20 protein-coding genes are annotated in these 20,846 nt (G+C 74.0%); 11 read left to right on the forward strand and 9 right to left on the reverse strand.

Annotated elements, in window-relative coordinates; translation table 11 throughout:
* Positions 1 to 291 (forward strand): CbiX/SirB N-terminal domain-containing protein (locus tag AB0C21_RS40145; RefSeq protein WP_500211458.1); only part of this gene is annotated, 291 nt, incomplete at its 5' end.
* Here AB0C21_RS40145 and AB0C21_RS40150 read toward each other — a convergent pair.
* Positions 243 to 785: a MarR family winged helix-turn-helix transcriptional regulator gene (locus tag AB0C21_RS40150; RefSeq protein WP_500211459.1), complete on the reverse strand. Its 543-nt coding sequence runs from the start codon at positions 783 to 785 to the stop codon at positions 243 to 245. The two genes, AB0C21_RS40145 and AB0C21_RS40150, sit on opposite strands and share 49 nt — an antisense overlap.
* Before the next feature lie 117 nt (positions 786 to 902).
* On the opposite strand from AB0C21_RS40150, the gene AB0C21_RS40155 reads away from it, so the two are divergent.
* Both AB0C21_RS40155 and AB0C21_RS40160 read left to right on the forward strand, forming a co-directional pair.
* Positions 903 to 1,886 (forward strand): ATP-binding cassette domain-containing protein, encoded by a 984-nt coding sequence (locus AB0C21_RS40155; protein ID WP_500211461.1) that lies wholly within the window; start codon positions 903 to 905, stop codon positions 1,884 to 1,886.
* Positions 1,887 to 1,888: 2 nt separating this feature from the next.
* The gene (locus tag AB0C21_RS40160) at positions 1,889 to 2,779 is read left to right on the forward strand and encodes an ABC transporter permease (protein ID WP_149258521.1); all 891 of its coding nucleotides are present in this window, start codon (positions 1,889 to 1,891) and stop codon (positions 2,777 to 2,779) included.
* 70 nt (positions 2,780 to 2,849) lie between these two features.
* Here the strand turns inward: AB0C21_RS40160 and AB0C21_RS40165 are convergent, their stop codons facing one another.
* From AB0C21_RS40165 to AB0C21_RS40175, 3 genes are all read right to left on the reverse strand, one after another.
* On the reverse strand, positions 2,850 to 4,199 hold the full coding sequence (locus AB0C21_RS40165; protein WP_500211462.1) for an RNA polymerase sigma factor: 1,350 nt from the start codon (positions 4,197 to 4,199) through the stop codon (positions 2,850 to 2,852).
* A gap of 257 nt (positions 4,200 to 4,456) precedes the next feature.
* Positions 4,457 to 5,494, reverse strand: coding sequence for a cation diffusion facilitator family transporter (locus AB0C21_RS40170; protein WP_500211463.1), 1,038 nt, complete (start codon positions 5,492 to 5,494; stop codon positions 4,457 to 4,459).
* Positions 5,495 to 5,565: 71 nt separating this feature from the next.
* Complete coding sequence (locus tag AB0C21_RS40175) at positions 5,566 to 6,729, reverse strand: AMP-binding protein (RefSeq protein WP_500211464.1); 1,164 nt, start codon at positions 6,727 to 6,729, stop codon at positions 5,566 to 5,568.
* Between the two features lie 112 nt (positions 6,730 to 6,841).
* Between AB0C21_RS40175 and AB0C21_RS40180 the strand changes: the two genes are divergently transcribed.
* The 3 genes from AB0C21_RS40180 (at position 6,842) to menD (ending at position 10,621) form a co-directional block, all read left to right on the forward strand.
* Complete coding sequence (locus tag AB0C21_RS40180; protein ID WP_149258517.1) at positions 6,842 to 7,741, forward strand: 1,4-dihydroxy-2-naphthoyl-CoA synthase; 900 nt, start codon at positions 6,842 to 6,844, stop codon at positions 7,739 to 7,741.
* A gap of 265 nt (positions 7,742 to 8,006) precedes the next feature.
* Complete coding sequence (locus AB0C21_RS40185) at positions 8,007 to 8,957, forward strand: o-succinylbenzoate synthase (RefSeq protein WP_500211465.1); 951 nt, start codon at positions 8,007 to 8,009, stop codon at positions 8,955 to 8,957.
* Positions 8,954 to 10,621 (forward strand): 2-succinyl-5-enolpyruvyl-6-hydroxy-3-cyclohexene-1-carboxylic-acid synthase, encoded by a 1,668-nt coding sequence (gene menD, locus AB0C21_RS40190; RefSeq protein WP_500211466.1) that lies wholly within the window; start codon positions 8,954 to 8,956, stop codon positions 10,619 to 10,621. The genes AB0C21_RS40185 and menD overlap by 4 nt, the downstream gene beginning before the upstream one ends.
* Before the next feature lie 255 nt (positions 10,622 to 10,876).
* Here menD and AB0C21_RS40195 read toward each other — a convergent pair whose 3' ends face one another.
* Positions 10,877 to 11,665, reverse strand: coding sequence for a tyrosine-protein phosphatase (locus AB0C21_RS40195; RefSeq protein WP_149258514.1), 789 nt, complete (start codon positions 11,663 to 11,665; stop codon positions 10,877 to 10,879).
* 225 nt (positions 11,666 to 11,890) lie between these two features.
* Here AB0C21_RS40195 and AB0C21_RS40200 point away from each other — a divergent pair, with 225 nt between their 5' ends.
* From AB0C21_RS40200 to AB0C21_RS40210, 3 genes are read left to right on the forward strand one after another with little or no spacing between them, the layout of a single operon-like run.
* Positions 11,891 to 12,922, forward strand: a complete 1,032-nt coding sequence (locus AB0C21_RS40200; protein WP_500211468.1) for a fatty acid desaturase family protein — start codon at positions 11,891 to 11,893, stop codon at positions 12,920 to 12,922.
* 21 nt (positions 12,923 to 12,943) lie between these two features.
* Complete coding sequence (locus AB0C21_RS40205) at positions 12,944 to 13,759, forward strand: Fpg/Nei family DNA glycosylase (protein ID WP_500211470.1); 816 nt, start codon at positions 12,944 to 12,946, stop codon at positions 13,757 to 13,759.
* 53 nt (positions 13,760 to 13,812) lie between these two features.
* On the forward strand, positions 13,813 to 15,180 hold the full coding sequence (locus tag AB0C21_RS40210) for a hypothetical protein (RefSeq protein WP_500211471.1): 1,368 nt from the start codon (positions 13,813 to 13,815) through the stop codon (positions 15,178 to 15,180).
* A 47-nt stretch (positions 15,181 to 15,227) separates the two neighbouring features.
* On the opposite strand, the gene AB0C21_RS40215 is transcribed toward AB0C21_RS40210, so the two are convergent.
* The 4 genes from AB0C21_RS40215 to AB0C21_RS40230 all read right to left on the reverse strand — a co-directional run bounded on the left by AB0C21_RS40215 (position 15,228) and on the right by AB0C21_RS40230 (position 19,259).
* Positions 15,228 to 16,256, reverse strand: coding sequence for a helix-turn-helix transcriptional regulator (locus AB0C21_RS40215; RefSeq protein WP_500211472.1), 1,029 nt, complete (start codon positions 16,254 to 16,256; stop codon positions 15,228 to 15,230).
* Between the two features lie 25 nt (positions 16,257 to 16,281).
* On the reverse strand, positions 16,282 to 17,595 hold the full coding sequence (locus AB0C21_RS40220) for an isochorismate synthase (protein ID WP_500211473.1): 1,314 nt from the start codon (positions 17,593 to 17,595) through the stop codon (positions 16,282 to 16,284).
* Between the two features lie 213 nt (positions 17,596 to 17,808).
* A complete protein-coding gene (locus AB0C21_RS40225; RefSeq protein ID WP_149258508.1) occupies positions 17,809 to 18,396 on the reverse strand; it encodes a biotin transporter BioY in 588 nt (195 codons plus the stop codon).
* A gap of 158 nt (positions 18,397 to 18,554) precedes the next feature.
* Complete coding sequence (locus AB0C21_RS40230; RefSeq protein ID WP_500211474.1) at positions 18,555 to 19,259, reverse strand: spermine/spermidine synthase domain-containing protein; 705 nt, start codon at positions 19,257 to 19,259, stop codon at positions 18,555 to 18,557.
* 115 nt (positions 19,260 to 19,374) lie between these two features.
* On the opposite strand from AB0C21_RS40230, the gene AB0C21_RS40235 reads away from it, so the two are divergent.
* Positions 19,375 to 20,175 carry an SDR family NAD(P)-dependent oxidoreductase gene (locus AB0C21_RS40235; RefSeq protein WP_500211476.1) on the forward strand — a complete coding sequence of 267 codons (801 nt, stop codon included), beginning with the start codon at positions 19,375 to 19,377 and terminating at the stop codon, positions 20,173 to 20,175.
* A gap of 13 nt (positions 20,176 to 20,188) precedes the next feature.
* Positions 20,189 to 20,803: a GNAT family N-acetyltransferase gene (locus tag AB0C21_RS40240; protein ID WP_500211477.1), complete on the forward strand. Its 615-nt coding sequence runs from the start codon at positions 20,189 to 20,191 to the stop codon at positions 20,801 to 20,803.
* Positions 20,804 to 20,846: the final 43 nt, after the last annotated feature.

The following is a 20,846-nucleotide window of genomic DNA, read 5'->3' on the forward strand; positions in this document are numbered from 1 at the left end:
GCCGCCCGGCTGCTGGCGCGGCGGCTCGGGCGGCCCGTCCCGCACGGCTTCGTCGCGGCGGGCGGCCCGCCGCTGGACGAGGTCGTCGCGGGACTGCGCGAAGGCGGCGCCCGCCGGGTCGCTGTAGCGTCCTACCTGCTGGCGCCAGGCCGCTTCCACGACCGGATGCGGGCGTGCGGCGCGGACGCGGTGGCGGCGCCGCTGGGCGCGCACGGCGCGATGGCCCGGCTGGTCCTGCGCCGCTACGACGAGGCGCTGCTCCCGCTCGCGACGCCGGCGTCGGCCCGCTGACCCGGCTCGCCCGGCCCGCCCGGCCCGTCCTGCTCCGGCGGGGCGGGCGCGTCGGCGAACCGGTCGTCGTGGTGGGCGAGGACCCGCAGCAGCAGCTCCTTGAACAGGCGCGTCTCGCCGGGGGACAGCGCTCCGAACAGGGTCTCGTCGAGGCGGGCGCGGTCGTCCAGGCACGCGCCGAGGAACAGCCGCCCGTGCTCGGTGGCGTCCAGCGCGTACCGGCGCCGGTCCCGCGGGTCGCGGCGCCGCCGGACGTGCCCGGCCCCCTCCAGCGCGTCCACGATGCCGACGAGGTCGCCGGCGTCCATGCGCAGCCGCTCGGCGACCTGGCGCTGCGACAGCGGCCCGTGCCGGACCACGCACGACAGGACCAGCAGGTACGGCAGCCTCGGCTGGCCGGGGGACAGCCGGGCGGAGGTGCGCCGCACGAGCCGGCCCGTCTCGAACAGCAGGTAGACGGGCGACTCGCGCAGGGGATCGGGCCGGTCCTCCACGACTGCTCCCTCAGGGGTCTTGGCAAGTCCTATTTCTCTTGACCTGAGAGATAGGTTATCCCTACCGTTGGATGGCCCAAAATATGGGTGTTCGCTCCAATCGCGGAGGGAGGCCCCATGCCGGACGGGGGACCGGCCGTCGAGGTCGACGGCCTGACCAAGAGGTTCGGCGACGTGGAGGCCGTGCGGGGGATCGACTTCACCGTGCGGTCGGGGGAGATCTTCGGTTTCCTCGGCCCGAACGGCGCGGGCAAGTCCACGACGATCAACATGCTGTGCACCCTGCTGCGCCCGAGCGGCGGCAGCGCGCGGGTCGCCGGGTTCGACGTGGTGCGCGAGCGCGACGCCGTCCGCCGCAACATCGGGCTGGTCTTCCAGGACCCGACGGTCGACGGCTACCTGTCGGGCGAGCAGAACCTGCGCTTCCACGCCGAGCTGTACGGGGTGCCGCGCGCCGCGACGGCCGCCCGGATCCGGCAGGTGCTGGAGATGGTCAACCTGTGGGACCGGCGCCGCGACCTGGTGCAGACCTACTCCGGCGGGATGAAGCGCCGCCTGGAGATCGCGCGCGGGCTGCTGCACTCGCCGCGGGTGCTGTTCCTGGACGAGCCGACCGTCGGCCTGGACCCGCAGACCCGGGCGTCGATCTGGGAGTACATCCGGCAGCTGCAGGCCGCCGAGGAGATCACGATCTTCATGACGACGCACTACATGGACGAGGCCGAGTTCTGCGAGCGCATCGCGATCATGGATTCGGGGCGGATCGTGGCGCTCGACACCCCCGAGGCGCTCAAGGCCGGCGTCGGCAAGGACCGGATCCGCATCCAGACCGCCGACGACGGGGCCGCGATCGCCGCGCTGAAGGACCGCTTCGGGCTGGAGGCCGTCGTATCGGAGGGCGCGGTCGCGTTCCCGGTGGCCTCCGGCGAGGCGTTCGTCCCGCGCCTGTTCGCCGAGCTGGGCGTCCCGATCAGGTCGGTGAACGTGGCGCGGCCGTCCCTGGACGACGTGTTCATGTCCTTCACCGGCACCACGATCCGCGACGCCGAGGCCTCGGCGAGCGACGGCATGCGCGTCGCGATGCGCGCGATGAGGAGGTGACGATGGCGAGCACGGCCGAGAGGGCAGCGGCGGGCGCCGAGGTCGTCCGGGTGCGGGTGCCCGAGCGCGGCCTGCGGCAGGACCTGCGCGCCGTGAAGATCGTCCTGCACCGGGAGCTGATCCGGTTCTGGCGCGACAAGCTGCGGATGGTGTCCGGGCTGGTCCAGCCGGTGCTGTGGCTGCTGGTCATGGGCACCGGGCTGTCCAACCTGATGGCCAGCGGCGGCGGCGCCGCGGGGGCCGTCGACCTGAAGACCTTCATCTTCCCCGGCGTGTGCGCGATGTCGGTGATGTTCACCGCGATGTTCTCCGCCGGCTCGATCGTGTGGGACCGCGAGTTCGGGTTCCTGCGCGAGATGCTCGTCGCGCCGGTCAGCCGCAGCGCCATCGTCGTCGGCAAGTGCGTGGGGGGCGCCCTGGTGGCGACCCTGCAGGGCGCGGTGATCGTGTCGCTGGCGGGCCTCGCCGGCGTCCCCTACGACCCGGGGCTGCTGCTGGAGCTGCTCGGCCTGATGTTCATCGGGGCGTTCGCGCTGACCGGGTTCGGCGTCATGATGGCCGCGCGGATCACCAGCATGCAGTCGTTCTTCGGCCTCATGCAGATGGCGATGATGCCGATGATGTTCCTGTCCGGGGCCCTGTACCCGCTGAGCGGGCTCCCGGCGTGGCTGACCGTGCTGACCCGGTTCAACCCGCTCACCTACGCCGTCGATCCGCTGCGCCACGCGGTGTTCTCCCGCCTGGACGTCTCGCCGGAGCTGATGCGGACGTTCGACCCGGGCGTCACCTGGGGCGGCTGGGTGGTCCCGATCTGGCTGGAGGTCCTTCTCGTCCTCGGCATGGGCGTGGGCCTGATGGGCGTGGCCATCCTGCAGTTCCGCCGCGCCGACTGACGGAACGCGGAAGGGCCCCGCGTGACCGCGGCGGTCACGCGGGCCCTCCGTTTGCCGGGCCTGCGACGGGTCAGACGGCGAAGTCCAGCAGCGGCCGGGCGTTGCTGGGGTGCCGCAGCTTGGACAGCGACTCCTTCTCCAGCTGCCGGATCCGCTCGCGGGTCAGCCCGAGGGCCTTGCCGATCTCGTCCAGCGTGCGCGGCGTCCCGTCGTACAGCCCGAACCGCATCGCCATGATCTTGGCTTCGCGCGGGGACAGGATGTCGAGGGTGCGGCGCAGCTGGTCGGCCATGAGCTGGCGGTCCACCAGCTCCGAGGCCTCGGGGCTGTCGGTGTCCTCGATGAGGTCGCCGATGCGGGTCTCGCCGTCCTCGCCGATGGTGGAGTCCAGGCTGATCGGCTGGCGGCTGGTGCGCAGCAGCTCGCGGACCTGCTCGGGGCTCTTGTCCAGCTCGGCGGCCAGTTCCTCGGGGGTGGGCTCGCGGCCGAGCCGCTGGTGCATGTCGCGCTCGACGCGGCTCAGCTTGCTGAGCATCTCCAGCACGTGGACGGGCAGCCGGATCGTGCGGGCCGAGTCGGCGAAGCCGCGCTGGATCGCCTGGCGGATCCACCACATGGCGTAGGTGGAGAACTTGTAGCCCTTGGAGTAGTCGAACTTCTCCACGGCGCGGATCAGGCCGAGGTTGCCCTCCTGGACGACGTCCAGCAGCGACAGGCCGCGGTCGGAGTACTTCTTGGCGACCGACACCACGAGCCGGAGGTTGGCCTCCAGCATGTGGGCCTTGGCGCGGCGGCCGTCGGCGGCGACCCATTCCAGGTCGGCGCGCAGGGCGGGGGAGAGGTCCTCGGTCTCCAGCTTGTGCTCGGCGTACAGGCCGGCCTCGATCCGCTTGGCGAGGTCGACCTCCTGCTCGGCGGTCAGGAGCTGGCGGCGCCCGATGGCCTTGAGGTAGGTGTGGACGGAGTCGCCCATCGTGGTCGACTGGTCGTCCAGGTCGGCGGAGGTCTCCTCGACCTCGACCTCGGTGACCTCGAACCCCTCCTCGACCGGGGCGTCGCCCTGCCCGCCCGGCCGCGGCGCGGCGCCGGCGGACTTGGCGGTCCGCTTGGCGGCGCCCCTGCGGGCGGCATGCCTCTTGGCGGCGCCGGCGGAGGTGTCCTGGGCGGTCTCCCCACCGTCGTGGTCGGCGGCCGCGGCCATCTTGCGGACGGCGTCGGACTCGCCCGCCAGGCTGATGCCGGCCTCGGACAGCTCGCGCAGGATGGAGCGGCCCTGGGCCGGGCTGATGCCGGCGGTCTCGAAGGCCCCCCTCACCTCGTCGAGCGAGAGGCGCCCTTGGGCGCGGCCACGCTTCAGGAGGTCGTTGAGCGCGGGGCTCGGCGACTCCGTGAGCGGGGTCTCGACGGCGCTTCGCGGCATGGGGACACCCCCCTCCCTTCGGTGTGTGAGTGCGGCGCTGGATTGTGTTCGCTCGTGGCGCACGCACTTAACGGAACGTCGCAGGACGGGCCTGTTGTTCCCGGCCCCATCGCCGGGCGGCGCTCCGCCGGGGGATCGTGAAGGAGCGATCCAGACGGTCGTGGTGCCCGCAGCCAGCGGTTTCACACCCGCCGAACCACCCCGTTCCTACCTTACTTCGTAAAGGCCCCGGGTCGGCGACGACGTGAGAAAGGCCACTACGCCTCCGGACTCTTGGGCCGCAATGTCCGACCATAACGTGCGATGACGCGTTCGCGCAGCTCAGGGTCGTCGCGGGGCACCGGTTCGAGGAAGACCTCGTCGATCTCCTCGTGCGCGGCGCGCAGGTCGCGGGCCATCCGGACGCAGGCCCGCTCGACCTCGGCGGCGGTGAGGGAGTCGCGGAAGTCGAGCCGGGCGCAGACCAGGACGCGGTCGGCGCCGAAGGTCACCGTGACGATGTCGACGACCCACTCCACCTCGGGCGCGCCGCCGAGGCGCGCGCGGACGTCGGCGACGATCCGCGGGTCGGCCTGCGAGCCGATCAGCAGGTTCAGGTTGATCCGGCCGAGCACGAGCGCGACGGCGGTCAGCAGCACGCCGATGAGCAGCGAGCCCACGGCGTCCCAGGTGGCCGACCCGGTGAGCTGGTGCAGGCCGAGGCCGCCGAACGCGATGACCAGGCCGACGAGGGCCGCCGAGTCCTCCAGCAGGACGCTGACCGCGGTGGGCTCGTCGGTGCGGCGGATGTAGGCGCGCAGCGGCAGGTCCTCCGCCCGCGCGGCGGCCCGGACCTGCCGGACGGCCTGCTGCCACGAGACCGCCTCCAGCACGAACGCCACCCCGAGCACGGCGTACCCGACGATCGTGCCGGACTCGGCGGCGCCCCGGTGCCCGGTGAGCGTCTGGATCCCCTGGTAGAAGGAGAACAGCGCGCCCATCCCGAAGATCGCAACGGCGACGAGCAGGGTCCAGATGTAGCGCTCCTTGCCGTAGCCGAGCGGGTGGCGGCGGTCGGCGGGGCGCCCGCTGCGGCGCAGTCCCACCAGCAGCAGCACCTCGTTGAAGGTGTCGGCGATCGAGTGCGCGGCCTCGGCGGCCATCGACGCCGACCCGGTGATCAGCGCGGCGACGACCTTGGCGACGGCGATGCCGAGATTGGCGGCGAACGCCAGCGCGACGGTCAGGCGGCTCTCGTCGTGCGATCCGCCGTCCCGCCGCTCTTCGACCTTTCGCCCGCCGCTCTGCGCCGCCATGATCCGTCCTCTGCCCAGGGGGTCGCCGTGCCATGCGGGTGCTCCGCGGCCCGGCCGTCAACGCTCGGGGTTCAGTGCGCGGGGGCGCGGAGCCGGGCGCGGTCGGGCTTGCCGGACGCCAGCAGCGGGATGGCGTCCACCAGCTCCAGCTCGCGCGGCGCGGCGTACGGGGGCATCGTCTCGCGGACGAACGCGCGCAGCTCGGTCAGTTCCGGCAGGCCGGACGCCGCGGGGACGACGACGGCGGTGACCCGCTCGCCCCACTCGGGGTCGGGCCGGCCGACCACGACGACGTCGCGGACCTTCGGGTGCCGCGACAGCACGGTGGCGATCTCCCCCGCGACGACCTTCTCGCCGCCGGTGTTGATCACGTCGTCCAGGCGGCCGCGGACGCGGAGCCGGCCGTCCTCTACGGCGCCGAGGTCCTGGGTGAGGAACCACTCGCCGTCCCGGGCGGCGGCGGTCAGCTCGGGCCGCAGCCGGTAGCCGGTGAACAGCGACGGGCCGGCTAGGCGGATCCGGCCGCCGTCACCGAGCGCGACGCGCATGCCGTCCAGGGGCGTGCCGTCGTAGACGCAGCCGCCGCACGTCTCGCTCATCCCGTAGGTGGTGAACACGCGGGCGCCCCGCCCTCGCGCCTCGGCCAGGAGGCCGGGCGAGGCGGCGGCGCCGCCGAGGACGATCGCGCCGAGCCGCGACAGGTCGGCGCCGATGTCCAGGAGCCGGCGCAGCTGGGTGGGGACGAGGGAGAGGTGGAACCCGCCGGCCTCGGCGACGGCGGCGGCGTCGAAGCGGGGCGCGATGACCGGGTCGGTGCCGGCGACGAGAGCGCGGACCAGGACCTGGACGCCGGAGATGTGGCTGGTGGGCAGGCAGCACAGCCACCGGTCGCCGGGCCCGGCCCCGATGCGGGCGAGGGTGCCGGCGGCGGAGTGGCGCAGCGCGCCGGCCGGCAGCTCGACGAACTTGGGGGCGCCGGTGGACCCGGACGTGGCGATCAGCACGGCCGTGTCGGCGCCGACGGGCGCGTGCCCGCCGGCGGGGGAGTGGGGAACGACGCCGCCGGCCGTCTCGACCGCGTCCGGCGCCAGGGCGTCGAGGAGTCCGCGCAGCGCGGCCTCGGGCAGGTCGGGGGAGAGGGGGCAGATCGCGGGGCCGCCGTCCAGGGCGTCGGCCAGGGCTCGCAGCAGGCGGGGGCCGGGCGGCAGGACGACGGCGTGCAGAGGGCGATCCATGATCTCATCAGCGTAGACGACCCCGCTGAACGCGTTCAAACGCGGGGCCGGTTGAATGGAGCCCGAGCGCCGCGCCCCGGCCGCGGCGCGGTCGCCCGACGGAGAGGAAGACATGGTCTCGGAGCTGTTCGACGCGGACGCCTGGAAAGAGGTCGAGGGGTTCGGCTTCACCGACATCACCTACCACCGGGCCGTCGACCACGGGACGGTGCGGGTGGCGTTCAACCGCCCGGAGGTGCGCAACGCGTTCCGTCCGCACACGGTGGACGAGCTTTACCGGGCGCTGGACCACGCGCGCATGTCCAGCGACATCGGCTGCGTGCTGCTGACCGGTAACGGGCCGTCGCCCAGGGACGGCGGCTGGGCGTTCTGCTCGGGCGGGGACCAGCGGATCCGCGGCAAGGACGGCTACAAGTACGCCGAGGGCGAGACGTCCGACACGATCGACCCGGCGCGGGCGGGGCGGCTGCACATCCTGGAGGTGCAGCGGCTGATCCGGTTCATGGGCAAGGTCGTCATCTGCGTGGTGCCGGGCTGGGCGGCCGGGGGCGGGCACAGCCTGCACGTGGTGTGCGACCTGACGCTCGCCAGCCGGGAGCACGCGCGCTTCAAGCAGACCGACGCGGACGTGGCGAGCTTCGACGGCGGCTTCGGGTCGGCGTACCTGGCGCGGCAGGTGGGGCAGAAGTTCGCCCGGGAGATCTTCTTCCTCGGCGACACCTACGACGCCGAGGCCGCCCACCGCATGGGCATGGTGAACGCCGTCGTCCCGCACGCCGAGCTCGAGGCGACGGCCCTGGAGTGGGCGCGGAAGGTCAACGGCAAGAGCCCGACGGCGCAGCGCATGCTGAAGTACGCCTTCAACCTCATCGACGACGGCCTCGTGGGCCAGCAGGTCTTCGCCGGCGAGGCGACCCGCCTGGCCTACGGCACCGACGAGGCCGCCGAGGGCCGGGACTCCTTCCTGGAGAAGCGCACCCCCGACTGGTCGCGTTTCCCCTGGCACTACTGACCGTCCGAGCCCTACGTTGCTGCGGCCGGTCGGCTCACGCTCGCCCTTGGTCGACGGTGCATGCGGGTGCTGCCAGGCGGTGACCTGACCCCCGCGAACCGGTGGCCGCGGTGCGATCCGGCGCGGGGGAGCGGGTGCGGCGGGCATGAACGGGTCGGGGCGGCGTTGCCCGTCACCATTCGATACGTTCTCGGTGGTACTACTAAGGGTCCGAGCGCACGGTGTGATCCGGAAATGCCGTGATTGACGGTCAGGGGGTCGGCGGGTGCGGGTGTACTCCATCCCGATGCGGACGCGGTTCCGCGGCGTGACACGGCGGGAGGGCGCACTGCTGCAGGGGCCCGCCGGCTGGGGGGAGTTCTCGCCGTTCGCCGAGTACGGTCCCGCCGAGTGCGCCCGCTGGCTGGCCGCGGCGCGCGAGGCCGCGGCACAGGGCTGGCCCGCCCCCGTCCGCGACCGCGTCCCGGTGAACGCGACGATCCCGGCGGTCGGCCCGGAGCGGGCGTTCGAGATGGCGCGGGAGTCCGGCTGCCGGACCGCGAAGGTGAAGGTCGCCGAGCGCGGCCAGACCGACGCCGACGACATGGCGCGGGTCGAGGCGGTGCGCGCGGCGCTCGGACCGCAGGGCAGGATCCGGGTCGACGCGAACGGCGCCTGGGACGTCGACCGCGCCGCGCGGATGGTCCGGTCGCTGGACCGGTGGGAGCTGGAGTACGCCGAGCAGCCCTGCGCGACGCTCGAGGAGCTGGCGGCGGTGCGGCGGCGGGTGGACGTGCCGATCGCCGCGGACGAGTCGATCCGCCGCGCCGAGGACCCGCTGAAGGTGCGTGCGGCGGACGCCGCCGACGTGGCGGTGCTGAAGGTGCAGCCGCTCGGCGGGGTCGCGGCGTCGCTGCGGGTCGCGGAGGCGTGCGGGCTGCCGGTGGTGGTGTCGAGCGCGGTGGAGACGTCGGTGGGGCTGGCGGCGGGGGTGGCGCTGGCCGCCGCGCTGCCGGAGCTGCGGTACGCGTGCGGGCTGGGGACGCTGTCGCTGCTGGAGGGCGACGTCGTGCGCGACCCGCTGCGTCCGGTCGCGGGGGAGATCGAGGTGCGCCGGCCGGTGGTGGACGAGGAGGCGCTGCGCCGCTGGGAGGTGCCGAGCGCGCCCTGGCGGGAACGGGCGCTCGCCGCGCAGTCCCATCTGGACGGCCCCGCGGTGGTCGAGGTGGCGCGGTGAACCCGGCGACCGCGCTGGCGACCGTCCTGGTCGACGAACTGGTGCGCTGCGGGATGACCGACGCGGTGCTGGCGCCGGGATCGCGGTCGGCGCCGCTGGCGCTGGCGCTGCACGCGGCCGAGGAGGCGGGCCGCCTTCGGCTGCACGTGCGGATCGACGAGCGGTCGGCGTCGTTCCTCGGGCTCGGCATGGCGAAGCGGTCGGGGCGCCCGGTGGCGCTGGTGTGCACGTCGGGCACGGCGGCGGCGAACTTCCATCCGGCGGTGGTCGAGGCGCACGAGTCCGGCGTCCCGCTCATCGTGATCACGGCGGACCGGCCGCCGGAGCTACGCGACACGGGCGCGAACCAGACGATCGACCAGGTGAAGCTGTACGGGACGGCGGTGCGGTGGAGCACCGAGATCGGCGTCCCGGAGAACCGGCCGGGGATGGTGGCGTACTGGCGGTCGCTGGTGAGCCGCGCGTGGGGGCTGGCGCAGGCGCCCGTCGCGGGGCCGGTGCACATGAACGCGGCGTTCCGCGAGCCGCTGATCCCCGACGGTGACGAGACGTGGTGCGAGCCCCTCGACGGGGACGCGACCGGCGCGTGGACGAAGGTGCGTCCGGCGACGCCCGGTTCGGTGCTGCACGTCCCGCCGACGCGGCGCGGCGTCCTGGTGGTGGGCGACGGTGCCGTGAACGTCAAGCGGTACGTGGCGGCGGCGTCGATGGCCGGCTGGCCCGTCCTCGCCGAACCGAACGGCAACGCCCGCTACGGCGACCACGCCCTGTCGTCGCACCATTTCCTGCTGGGCGTCCCGGAGTTCGTGGAGCGGCACCGCCCCGAGGTCGTGGTGACGCTGGGCAAGCCGGGCCTGTCGCGCCCGCTGCTGTCGCTGCTGCGCCGCGCCGAGGAGCACATCGTGCTGGCGCCGGATCTGGCGCACTGGCCCGACCCGGTCCGCTCGGCGACGCAGGTGGCGCCCGACGTCGAGATCCCGGTGGTGTCGGGCGACGACACGTGGCTGAAGTCGTGGCGCTCCGCCGACCAGGCCGCCGCCGCGGCGGTGGACGCGGTCCTGGACGCCGTGCCCGAGGTGAGCGAGCCGCGGCTGGCCCGCGACCTGGTCGCGGCGCTGCCGGGCGGGTCGCTGCTGTTCACGGCGGCGAGCATGCCGATCCGCGACCTGGACCAGGTGATGCGGCCGCGCCGCGGCATCCGGATCATGGCCAACCGGGGTGCGAGCGGCATCGACGGGCTGGTGTCGACCGCGATCGGCGCGGCGCTGGTGCACAGCGGCCGCTCCTACGCCCTCCTGGGCGATCTGGCGTTCCTGCACGACCAGAACGGCCTGATCGTGGGGCCGCGGGACCGCCGTCCCGACCTGGCGATCGTCGTGGTGAACAACCAGGGCGGCGGGATCTTCTCGCTGCTGCCGCAGGCGGCGCTGCGCGGCCCGTTCGAGCGGGTCTTCGGCACCCCGCACCAGGTCGACCTGGAGGCGGTCGCCGCCGCGCACGGCGTCCCGTACCGGCGGCTCGGCGCCGCCGCGGAGCTGCCGAAGGCGCTGGCGGGGGAGGGGCTGCGGATCATCGAGGCCCGCACCGACAGGGAAGCGAACGCGGCCCTGCACGCCGACCTCCGCAAGGCCGCGCAGGCGGCCGTCCGCAACATCCTCGCCTGACCTGCGAGGACCCGAGCGCCACGGAACGGCGGCGTCCCCGACCTTACTTCAACATTCAAATTACAATGTAAAGGCCTCGGGCTGGATGCATCCCCACCCTGTCAGCCAAGAAAACAAACCCCACACCTGGAACGGAGCCCATCGGTCGGGGAGAGAACCGGCCTAGCCGCCTTGGCCTAGGTCTACGTGAGGTTTTGGAGCATGGGCTCGCGAGGGGACGAGCAATGGTTCGGGTATGTCCGCTCGGGGCGGAGGTCAGCCGAGGAGGCGTTCGCGGAGGGCGTCGGTGTCCTCGGTGGTCCAGCCGTGTCCGGCGAGCCAGCCCAGGGTCCCGCCGTGCTCCTCGTCGACGCGGGTGAAGAGCTTCTCCATGATCGCGGCGTGGGGCCGGTGGCTGTCGGCGGGGCGGGAGTCGAGATCGGCGGCGTAGGTGTCGCTGGCGCGCAGCCGCCGCAGGATCGCTTCGAGGCGCTCGCCCGTCTGGGCGTAGTCGGCGACGATCGCCTCGCGGGTGACGCCGGCCACGTCGAGGGCGAGGGCGCAGACGACGCCGGTGCGGTCCTTGCCGGCGGCGCAGTGGACGAGCGCGGACCCGTCGGTGCGGGTCATGACGCGCAGGGCGGCGACGACGGAGTCGCCCCGGTCGGCGAGGTAGCCGAGGTAGTGCCCGGTGGAACGGTCCTGTTCGGGGCCGTCGGATGCGCGCTCCTGCCAGGGCAGGGCTTTGGCGACGTCGGCGGCGACGTCGGTGTGGCGGCCGCCTTCGGCGAACAGCGACAGCTGGTGGATCGTCACGGACGGGACGCGGGTGAGGGGGCCGGGCCCCTCGAGGCGGACTTCGGCGTCGCTGCGCAGGTCGATGATGTTCTTGAGGGCGTAGTCGTCCAGGAGGAGCCGGACGTCGGCGACGGACAGGTCCTGGAGGTTGTCGGACCGGAGAACGCGTCCGCGCCGGGTGGTGCGGCCGTCGACCGTGGGGAGGCCCCCGAGGTCGCGGGCGTTGACGGCGCCGTCCAGTTCGATCCACCGAGAGTCGTCGTCCATGACTTGTGACCCTATATGGAGGCCCTGTCCCGGCTTCGGCGCAGGGTCCCGGTTCCGCCGCTGGTCGCTCGAGCGGGTGGGAGGGCCGCGCGGTACCGGGACCTGGGAGCCAGGTGGTGAATGGCTCCGCAGCGGGGCGACCGGGCGGTCTCACACTCCGTAGTTTTCGAGGCGTCTTCATCCGCGCCCCGCGCGATGTCCCGTCCTCCGGCGATTGGAGCCTCGATGCCCGCTACCCTGTCCGCCCCGTCCCGACCGTCCGAGCGGTCGGCCGGCAGTGATTTCGCGCCGCTGGCGCGGCGCGTCCGCGGGAGCGGTCTGCTCGACCGTCGGCGCGGCTACTACGCGTGGGCGATCGGGCTGAACCTGGCGGCGACCGCGGCGGTGTGGGCGGCGGTCGCGTGGGCGGGGGACAGTTGGTGGACGGTCCTGCTGGGCGTCCCGCTGGCGGTGCTGTCGGCGCGGACGGCGTTCCTCGGGCACGACTCGGGGCACCGGCAGATCGCGCGGAGCCCGCGGGGGAACCGGTGGCTGGGGTTGCTACTCGGGAACCTGCTGCTGGGCATGGGGCATGGGTGGTGGAACGACAAGCACAACCGGCATCACGCGAATCCGAACCATGTCGGCAAGGACCCCGACGTGGGGGAGGGCGTGCTGGCGTGGACGAGTGAGCAGGCGCAGAGCAAGCGGGGTGTGCTGCGGTGGGTGGCGCGGCACCAGGCCGCGCTGTTCTTCCCGCTGCTGACGCTGGAGGGCCTGAACCTGAAGGTGGGGAGCCTGATGTTCCTGCGGGGGCGGGCTCGCCGGGACCAGGTTCTGGAGGGCGGTCTGCTGGTCCTGCACGCGGTGGGGTACCTGGGGCTGGCGTTCGCGTTGCTGCCGGTGGGGCAGGCGCTGGCGCTGGTCGCGGTTCAGCACGCGGTGTTCGGGGTGCATCTCGGTGCGGTGTTCGCGCCCAACCACAAGGGGATGGCGATGCCGGAGCCGAGGGAGCGGTGGGGGCATCTGCGGCGGCAGGTGCTGACGTCGCGCAACGTGCGGGGCGGTCTGGCGACGGACTGGCTGATGGGCGGCCTGAACTACCAGATCGAGCATCACCTGTTCCCTGGTGTTCCGCGGTGCAACCTGCGGGCGCTGCGGCCGCTGGTGCGTGAGCACTGCGCGGCGGTGGGGCTGCCGTACGCGGAGACGGGGCTGGTGGAGTCGTACCGGTTGGCGCTGGGTCACATGCGGGAGGTCGGGGAGCCGCTGCGGTAGCGCGGGGCTATGCTCCGGGCCATGCCCGAGGGACACACGATCCACCGTCTGGCCGCCGAGCATCAGCGGATGTTCGGCGGCCTCGCCGTCGCCGCCACGAGTCCCCAGGGGAGGTTCGCCGAGGGCGCGCGCCAGTTGGACGGGCGGGTGCTGTCGTCGGCGGACGCGCACGGCAAGCATCTGCTGCTGGCGTTCGAGGACGAGCGGACGCTGCATGTGCATCTCGGCATCTACGGCAAGTACGTGTTCGGGGAGGGGCCGGCGCCGGCTCCGGTCGGGATGGTGCGGCTGCGGCTGGAGGGCGGCGGGGGTTTCGCGGACCTGCGGGGTCCCAATGCGTGCGAGCTGCTGGAGCCGGGGGAGGTGAAGCTGCTGCGCGACCGGCTGGGGCCGGATCCGCTGCGCGGGGACGCCGATCCGGAGGCGGCGTGGCGGCGGATCAGCCGGGCGCGGACGCCGATCGCGGTGCTGCTGATGGATCAGTCGGTGGTGGCGGGGCCGGGGAACATCTACCGGGCCGAGGTGCTGTTCCGGCAGGGGATCGATCCGCGGCTGCCGGGGCGGCGGTTGAGTGCGGGGCAGTGGCGGGCGGTGTGGGACGACCTGGTGGAGTTGATGGCGGCGGGGGTGCGTGCGGGGCGGATCGATACGGTGCGGCCGGAGCACATGCCGGAGGCGATGGGGCGTCCGCCGCGGGTGGACGGCCATGGCGGTGAGGTCTACGTGTACCGGCGTGCGGGCCGGCCGTGCCTGGTGTGCGGGACTGCGGTGGCGACGGCGGAGTTGGCGTCGCGGAACCTGTTCTGGTGCCCGGGCTGCCAACCGCCGGCGGTGTGAGGCGCGGGAAATCCGCTTGAGGGCGGGCGGGGTGGACGTGGCAGGCTTGCGCGGTGATCGTTGAGCTGTCCCCCGCCTATCTGACCTGGGCTGAGGTGGATCCTGCCCTTCATCCTTTCGACGCCGCTGCGGCGGCGCAGGTGGTGCGTTCGCTCGGTCCGGCCCGGCGAGTGCCGTGCCGCCCTGAGGTTCCCCCGGCTGATGCGGCGATGCGTGCTTGGGATCGCGAGGTGGCCGAGCCGTGGGCGGACGCAATGTCCCACGCGCTTGTCGAGCGTTACGGCCATTGGGTCGTGGGCTGGCGCTGGTCGCATGACGAGGGGGACTTCGATGGGGGGCCGGTCGGGAGCTGGTGCTGTCCGCGGGGCTCGATCGGCGGCCCGGAGGAGACGCTCGCCTGTGTGGTCGCGGCGCTGTGCGAGTGGCGCGAGTGGTTGGAGAGTCTGGCCGGATGGTTCGAGGCGTACCCGTTGGAGCTGTCCGCCGTCGAGGACCAGCGGATCCTGTGGGAGCGCGCCGCTCGGAACCTGATCCTGCAGGTGGTCGACCGCACCGGTTGCGGCAGCGGCTGGTACGGGCACTGCGTGCAGGTGCTCACTTGGTTCCTCAGCCACTGGGGGATTCCCGCGGACCTGGCGGAGGACCTGGTCGAGGACGCGGTCGGCGGACGGTTCAGGAGCTGGACGGGTCCCGACACGGTGCTGGTCGAGGACGTCGTGGAAAAGCTTGCGCGGTCGCTGCGGCCGGATGACGGCGTGCGGTCCGCCGGCGGCGTGCCGGACCATTTGGAGCGCTGGCTCGCGGTGCGCGAGGCCGTGCCGTGGCCGGAGGGGGCGGCCGTTGGTGCGGAGGAGCCGGTGGTGTCGTCGCGTGACGGCGCCGCGGAGGACATCCGGGCCTTCGACGGCGCCGTGGATCCTGCCCGTGCCGAGGGTCTGCTCGCCGCTCTGGAGCGGGTGCGGGCGGACGCTGCGCGCGGCGCTTCGCTCGACTTCGCGTTGCTTCGCGGGTGGCAGCGGCACGTCTTGGGCACCGCGGAGCCGCCGCCGTTCCGCAGCCTGCCCGCGTTCGCCAAGGGGGGCAGGGAGCGCTATGGCATCGGGCCGGATACTCGGGCACGCTTGGACGCCTGCTTGGCCGAGAGCGCGGCGGGCGGTGAGCGGTCGTTGGCGTTGACCGCGCGCGCTGCGCGCGCCTATCTGGACGTCTGCTTCTTCCATCCTTTCGGTGACGGCAACGCTCGGTGCGCCTTCCTCACCCTGATGTTCGTCCTCGCTCGTGAGGGCGTCGTGCTCAACGGCGTCAGCCTGCTTCGCCGTATTTCCTTTCAGGCCGACAGCCTTAAGGACGCTCTGACCCTCACCGGGTACATCGACGTCCATCTGAAGGAGACCCGACGCAGGGCTGCTCTCGGCTCTTAGCGGCCGTGGAGCACGCGGCGGCCTGGCCGAGAGGATCGGGGTTCGGGTCAGTCGTCGGCGGGGGTGTAGCGGGCGGTGATGGCGCGGGCGGTGGCGGCGATCATGTCGCGGAGGTGCGGGGGGTCGACGACCTCGACGTCGGCGCCGAGTTTGAGGAATTCGACGTGGGCGTGGCGGACGGACTCGATGGGGAGGGTGGCGTGGACCCAGCCGTCGGGGCCGGGTGGGGTGGCGGTGTCGAGGGCGGCGCGGGCCATGGTGGGCGGGAGGAGGATCTGGGAGCGGGTGAGGCCGTCGGGTGAGAGCTTGACGGTGGCGTATTCGCGGTAGGCGTCGGCTTCGAAGCGTTCGGCGTAGGCGGCCCAGTAGGCGGCGAGGTCGAAGCCGTGGGGGCGGTCGAAGTGGCCGGGCAGGGCGCGCAGGGTGAGGACGCGTGAGACGCGGTAGGTGCGGGGTGCGTCGGCGGTGCCGTCGGCGGGCGCGTCGGGGTGGGGTGCGGGTGCGGGGTCGGCGGCGCGGGCGATGAGGTACCAGGTGCCGGCTTTGAGGACGACGCCGAGGGGGTCGAGGGTGCGGGTGACCTGCTGGGGGCGGCGCCAGCGGCGGTAGAGCACCTCGATGCGGTGCTGGTTCCAGACGGCGTCGGCGATGGCGTGCAGGTGGGGGACTTCGTCGGGGGAGCGGAACCAGCCGGGGGCGTCGAGGTGGAAGCGTTCGCGGATGCGGGCGGCGCGGGTGCGCAGGTCGGGTGGGAGGGCGGCCATGAGTTTGAGTTCGGCGGCGAGGACGTCGCCGAGGCCGAGTTGGGAGGCGGGGCCGGGCAGGGCCGAGAGGGTGAGGGATTCGGCTTCGGTGGCGGTGAGGCCGGTGAGGCGGGTGCGGTAGCCGTTGAGGAGGCGGTAGCCGCCGTCGGGGCCGCGGTCGGCGTAGACGGGGACGCCGGCGGCGCTGAGGGATTCGACGTCGCGGTAGACGGTGCGGACGGACACTTCCAGTTCGGCGGCCAGTTCGCGGGCGGTCATGCGTTCCCTGGTCTGCAGGAGCAGCAGGAGGGACAGCAGCCGGCTCGCGCGCATGGGTCCAGTGTGCCCTGGGCGGTGGTCAGCCGTGGAGGGCGTACTGCATGGGGCGGAACTTGGTGCGGGCTTCGGCGAGTTCGGCGTCGGGGTCGGAGTCGGCGACGATGCCGCAGCCGGCGAACAGGCGGGCGCGGGTGCCGTCGATCTCGGCGCAGCGCAGGGCGATGCCCCATTCGCCGTCGCCGCGTGCGTCGACCCAGCCGACGGGGCCGGCGTAGCGGCCGCGGTCCATGCCCTCGAGTTCGCGGATGAGGTCCATGGCGGTGTCGGTGGGTGTGCCGCAGACGGCGGGGGTGGGGTGCAAGGCGGCGACGACGTCGAGGACGGAGCGGTCGGCGGCGAGGCGTCCGCGCAGGGGGGAGGCGAGGTGCAGGACGTTGGGGAGGGTGAGCAGTTCGGGCTGGTCGGGGACGGTGAGGTGGGAGCAGAGGGGGGTGAGGGCGTCGCGGACCATTTCGGCGGCGTAGCGGTGTTCTTCGCGGTCCTTGGGGGAGGCGAAGAGGCGGGCGGCGCGGGCCTGGTCGTCGGCGGGGGTGTCGCCGCGGGCGGTGGTGCCGGCGAGGACGAGGGATTCGATGTCGCCGCCGGTGCGGCGGATGAGGAGTTCGGGGGTGGCGCCGACCATGCCGGCGCAGGAGAAGGTGTAGCAGCCGGGGAAGCGCGCGGCGAGGCGCTGGAGGAGGACGCGGGCGTCGATGGGGGTGTCGGCGCGGACGGTGAGGTCGCGGGCGAGGACGACTTTGCCGAGGTGGCCGGTGCGGCCGGTCTGCTCGGTGTGGTCGGTCTGCTCGGTGTGGTCGGCGGCGCGGGGCGGCGGCGGGGCGAGGTGGCCGCGGCGGATGCGGTCGACGGCGGTGGCGACGGCGTGCTTCCAGGCGTCCTCGGTGAGGGCGCCGTCGCTCCAGTGCAGGCCGGTGGGGGCCTGGGGCGGGTGGGCGAGGGCGAGGGGGTCGGTGTCGTCGCCGATGGTGGTGAGCCAGGCGCGGCCGTCGCGGCGGCCGAGGATGCGCCGGGGGACGATGAGGGTGGAGTCGGGGGATTTGGGGTCGAAGCCGAAGGTGCCGAAGGCGACGGGTCCGGAGCCGGGGACGTCGACGGGGTCGTCGACGGCGGCGGCGCCGAAAAGGTCGTGGAGCAGGCGGGCGGCGGCGTCGAAGCGGTCGTCGCCGCCGGGGAGGGTGAGGCGGGCGGCTTCGCCCCAGCCGACGATTCCCTCGCCGTGGCGGATCCAGGCCAGCGCGGACGGGTGCGGAAGCCGCGCGATGAGGTCGCCCGGGTCGGGGATCGGGACGGTGCGGACGGTGAGTCGGTCCGGTGCTGTCACGGCGAGCTTCACGTGAGCCACTGTACGCCAGATTTGAACCTGTTCAAACGGGCGGGGTGGCGGGGGGTCGTGAGGCGTGCGCCACATCGGGTCCGCGGCGGGGCGGCCGGTGGCGGGCGGGGCGGCCCGGTGGTGCCGGGCCGCCCGGGCCTGGGTGGTGCTGGTTGCGCGTATGCCCGTCCGTCCCGTTCCCATGCGCGGGGTGGGGGCGGGGGCGCGCGGGGGTCAGCGGCGGTCTGCGCCGGTGATCTTCCATGCGGCGGGCAGCAGTCCGGCCGCGAGCAGGACCTTCAGCGCGTCGCCGGCCAGGAAGGGGACGACGCCGAGGTCGAGCGCCTTGGCGAGGTCGACGTGGAGGGCGGCCATCAGGTAGGGGACGCCGGCGGCGTACATGATGGCGGTGCCGACGAGCATGGTCCCGATGGTGCGCAGCGGGGTGCGGTCGCCGCCGAGCTGCGCGAGCCGTCCGACGGCGGCGCCGGCGGCGACGAATCCGATGACGTAGCCGAGCGTGGGGAACCCGGCGCCGGAGGTGCCGTCGGTGAACCAGGGGACGCCGGCCATTCCGGCCAGCAGGTAGACCAGCATGCCCAGGCCGGCGCGGCCGAAGCCGAGGGCGGCGCCGGCGAGCAGCACCGCGAAGGTCTGCCCGGTCACCGGCACGGGGGTGCCGGGCAGCGGGACCGCGATCTGCGCGGCGACGCCGACGAGCGCGGCCGCGCCGATGACGAGCGCGGCGTCGCGGGCCAGCGAGCCGGGCAGCAGGTCGCCCAGGACGGCGGGACGCCGCCGGGCTGCGTGGGCAGTAGCCACAGATCCTCCCAAAACGGTTGTGTCAGGCCGAAACCTAGCGAACGGCCGGCGCGGGGTGGACGGCGCGGCCTACAGAAACGGGCGGGGCCGCTTTGTCGCCGCCGTCCATCGACGGCGCCGGGCGGCCGCGGACGGCGTCCGGCGGGGCCCGGCCGTGGTCAGGCGGAGGCGCGGGTGCGCGGGTCGCGGGCGAGGTAGACCACGTCGGGTTCGCCGCGCGGCACCGGGACCGGGCGGACCTCCACGGCCGCGAACGTGTCGCGCAGCAGCGCCTCGAACGCCGGCGCGGCGTTGGCGCTCCACACCGCGAGCACGCCGCGCGGCGTCAGCAGCGCGGCGAGGGCGTCCAGGCCGGTGGCGGCGTAGAGGCGGGCGTTGCCGGGGGTGACGGTCCAGTCGGGGCCGTTGTCGATGTCCAGGCAGACCGCGTCGAAGCGGCCCGCGTCCGGGGCGGAGACGTAGTCCAGCAGGTCGGCGCGCTCGACGGTGACGCGGGGGTCGTCGAGCGCGCCCCGGGACCAGGGCCGCAGCGCGGTGGCGTGCCAGGCGACGACGGCGGGCTCGCGTTCGACGACGGTGACGTGCGCCACGTCGGGGAGGGTGAGGGCCTCGGCGAGGGAGAACCCGACGCCCAGGCCGCCGATGAGGACCCGCGCGGGCCCGCCGGGGCGCCGCGCGGCCGCCTCCAGGGCGGCGCGGACCAGCAGCCGCTCGGACTCGCCGTTGCGGGTGTCCATGAGGAACACGCCGTTGCTGATGATCTCGTAGTCGCCGCCCGCGCGGCGCAGCACCAGCTCGCCGCCCAGTCCGGCGGCGCGCTCGACCACCACGGGCTCCTCGCGCGCGTCCGCAGCCGTTCCCATGCCCGCACCCTAGCCGCCGCGCGGGGCCTGCCGCGCGGGGCCTGCCGCGCGGGGCCTGCGGTGCGAGGCGGGCCGGGGCTGGGCGTCGGCGGCGGCGTCCGCTACGGTGCCGGTCATGCCCGAGATCGCACCGCCCGGCGGGCTGCTGCCGGGCCGCCGGATCCTGGTCGTCGGCGCGGGGACGCGGCCCAGCGACGATCCCGCCGCGCCGGTCGGCAACGGCCGCGCGATCGCGGTCACCGCCGCGCGGGAGGGCGCCGCGGTGGCGTGCGCCGACCTCGACGAGCACTCCGCGGGGCAGACCGCCGCGATGATCGAGGCGGAGGGCGGCCGGGCGCGGGTGGTGGTGGCGGACGTGACCGACCCGGCGTCCTGCGACGCCGTCGTGACGAAGGCCGCCGAGGGCCTCGGCGGCCTGGACGGGGTGGTGTTCAACGCCGGGATCGGCATCGGGTACGGGCTGGCGGGCACGGCGCTGGCCGACTGGGACCGCGTCCTGCAGGTCAACCTGCGGGCGCCGTTCCTGGTCGGCAAGGCCGCGATGCCGGCGCTGGAGGCGGGCGGCGCGATGGTGTTCATCGGGTCGCTGGCCGGGACCAAGCCGGGCTCGCGGTCGCCGTCCTACGACGCCTCCAAGGCGGGCCTGACCGGGCTGGTGCGGCACATCGCCGCCGAGGGCGCGCCGCGCGGGGTGCGCGCCAACGTGGTGGCGCCGGGCCTGATCGACACGGTGATGGGGCGCGCCGCGTCCGACGGGAACGCGAGCCGCGACCGGGTCGCGGGGCTGATCCCCATGCGCCGGCAGGGCACGGCGTGGGAGGTCGCCGACGTCGCGGTGTTCCTGCTGTCGGAGCGCGCCTCCTACGTGACCGGGCAGGTCCTGCACGTCGACGGCGGCCTGTCCACCCTGCGCTGACCTTGGGAGCGGCATGAGCGAGACCTCCACCGGCAGGACCGGACAGCCCGTGCGGAGCGCCGGGGTGGCGCTGCGGCCCGTCGCCGAGGCGGACCTGCCGCTCATCGAGCGGCTGCGCGGCGATCCGGAGCTGGCCGCGCCGTTCCTGTGGGAGGGGTTCCGCGATGTCCGCAGGTTCCGGCGCCGCTGGGAGGACGACGGCATGCTCGGCGAGGACACCGGCAACCTCGTCGTCGCCCGCGGCGCCGCGTTCCTCGGCATGGTGTCCTACCGGCGCGTCGCCGGCGCCGGGCGGGCGTGGTGCTGGAGCATCGGGATCTCGCTGCTGCCCGAGGCGCGGGGCCACGGCGCCGGGTCGCGGGCGCAGCGCCTGCTGGCGGAGTACCTGTTCGCGCACACCACCGCCCACCGCGTCCAGGCCGAGACAGAGACCGGCAACCTCGCCGAGCAGCGCGCCCTGGAGAAGGCGGGGTTCACCCGCGAGGGCGTCATGCGCGAATGGGGGTTCCGCGACGGCCGGTACCGCGACGAGGTCCTGTACAGCCTCCTGCGCTCCGACCTGCACCCGCACGGGCCGGGTGAGGGCGGGGGCGACCTGGACGGCGCGGGCCCCGGCGTGGCGGGGTAGCCGGGAACACCCCTTCCCCTCCCACCGTTACCGTGTAACGATG

The organism is Spirillospora sp. NPDC049024 (genome assembly GCF_040649235.1).
Classification (GTDB): Bacteria; Actinomycetota; Actinomycetes; order Streptosporangiales; family Streptosporangiaceae; genus Spirillospora.

Bases quoted from the DNA above. Each gene is read 5' to 3' on its own strand.
- AB0C21_RS40155 (WP_500211461.1), top strand. From the start codon at position 903: ATGCCGGACGGGGGACCGGCCGTCGAGGTCGACGGCCTGACCAAGAGG.
- AB0C21_RS40160 (WP_149258521.1), top strand. From the start codon at position 1,889: ATGGCGAGCACGGCCGAGAGGGCAGCGGCGGGCGCCGAGGTCGTCCGG.
- AB0C21_RS40165 (WP_500211462.1), bottom strand. From the start codon at position 4,199: ATGCCGCGAAGCGCCGTCGAGACCCCGCTCACGGAGTCGCCGAGCCCC.
- AB0C21_RS40170 (WP_500211463.1), bottom strand. From the start codon at position 5,494: ATGGCGGCGCAGAGCGGCGGGCGAAAGGTCGAAGAGCGGCGGGACGGC.
- AB0C21_RS40175 (WP_500211464.1), bottom strand. From the start codon at position 6,729: ATGGATCGCCCTCTGCACGCCGTCGTCCTGCCGCCCGGCCCCCGCCTG.
- AB0C21_RS40180 (WP_149258517.1), top strand. From the start codon at position 6,842: ATGGTCTCGGAGCTGTTCGACGCGGACGCCTGGAAAGAGGTCGAGGGG.
- AB0C21_RS40195 (WP_149258514.1), bottom strand. From the start codon at position 11,665: ATGGACGACGACTCTCGGTGGATCGAACTGGACGGCGCCGTCAACGCC.
- AB0C21_RS40200 (WP_500211468.1), top strand. From the start codon at position 11,891: ATGCCCGCTACCCTGTCCGCCCCGTCCCGACCGTCCGAGCGGTCGGCC.
- AB0C21_RS40205 (WP_500211470.1), top strand. From the start codon at position 12,944: ATGCCCGAGGGACACACGATCCACCGTCTGGCCGCCGAGCATCAGCGG.
- AB0C21_RS40215 (WP_500211472.1), bottom strand. From the start codon at position 16,256: ATGCGCGCGAGCCGGCTGCTGTCCCTCCTGCTGCTCCTGCAGACCAGG.
- AB0C21_RS40230 (WP_500211474.1), bottom strand. From the start codon at position 19,259: ATGGGAACGGCTGCGGACGCGCGCGAGGAGCCCGTGGTGGTCGAGCGC.
- AB0C21_RS40235 (WP_500211476.1), top strand. From the start codon at position 19,375: ATGCCCGAGATCGCACCGCCCGGCGGGCTGCTGCCGGGCCGCCGGATC.
- AB0C21_RS40240 (WP_500211477.1), top strand. From the start codon at position 20,189: ATGAGCGAGACCTCCACCGGCAGGACCGGACAGCCCGTGCGGAGCGCC.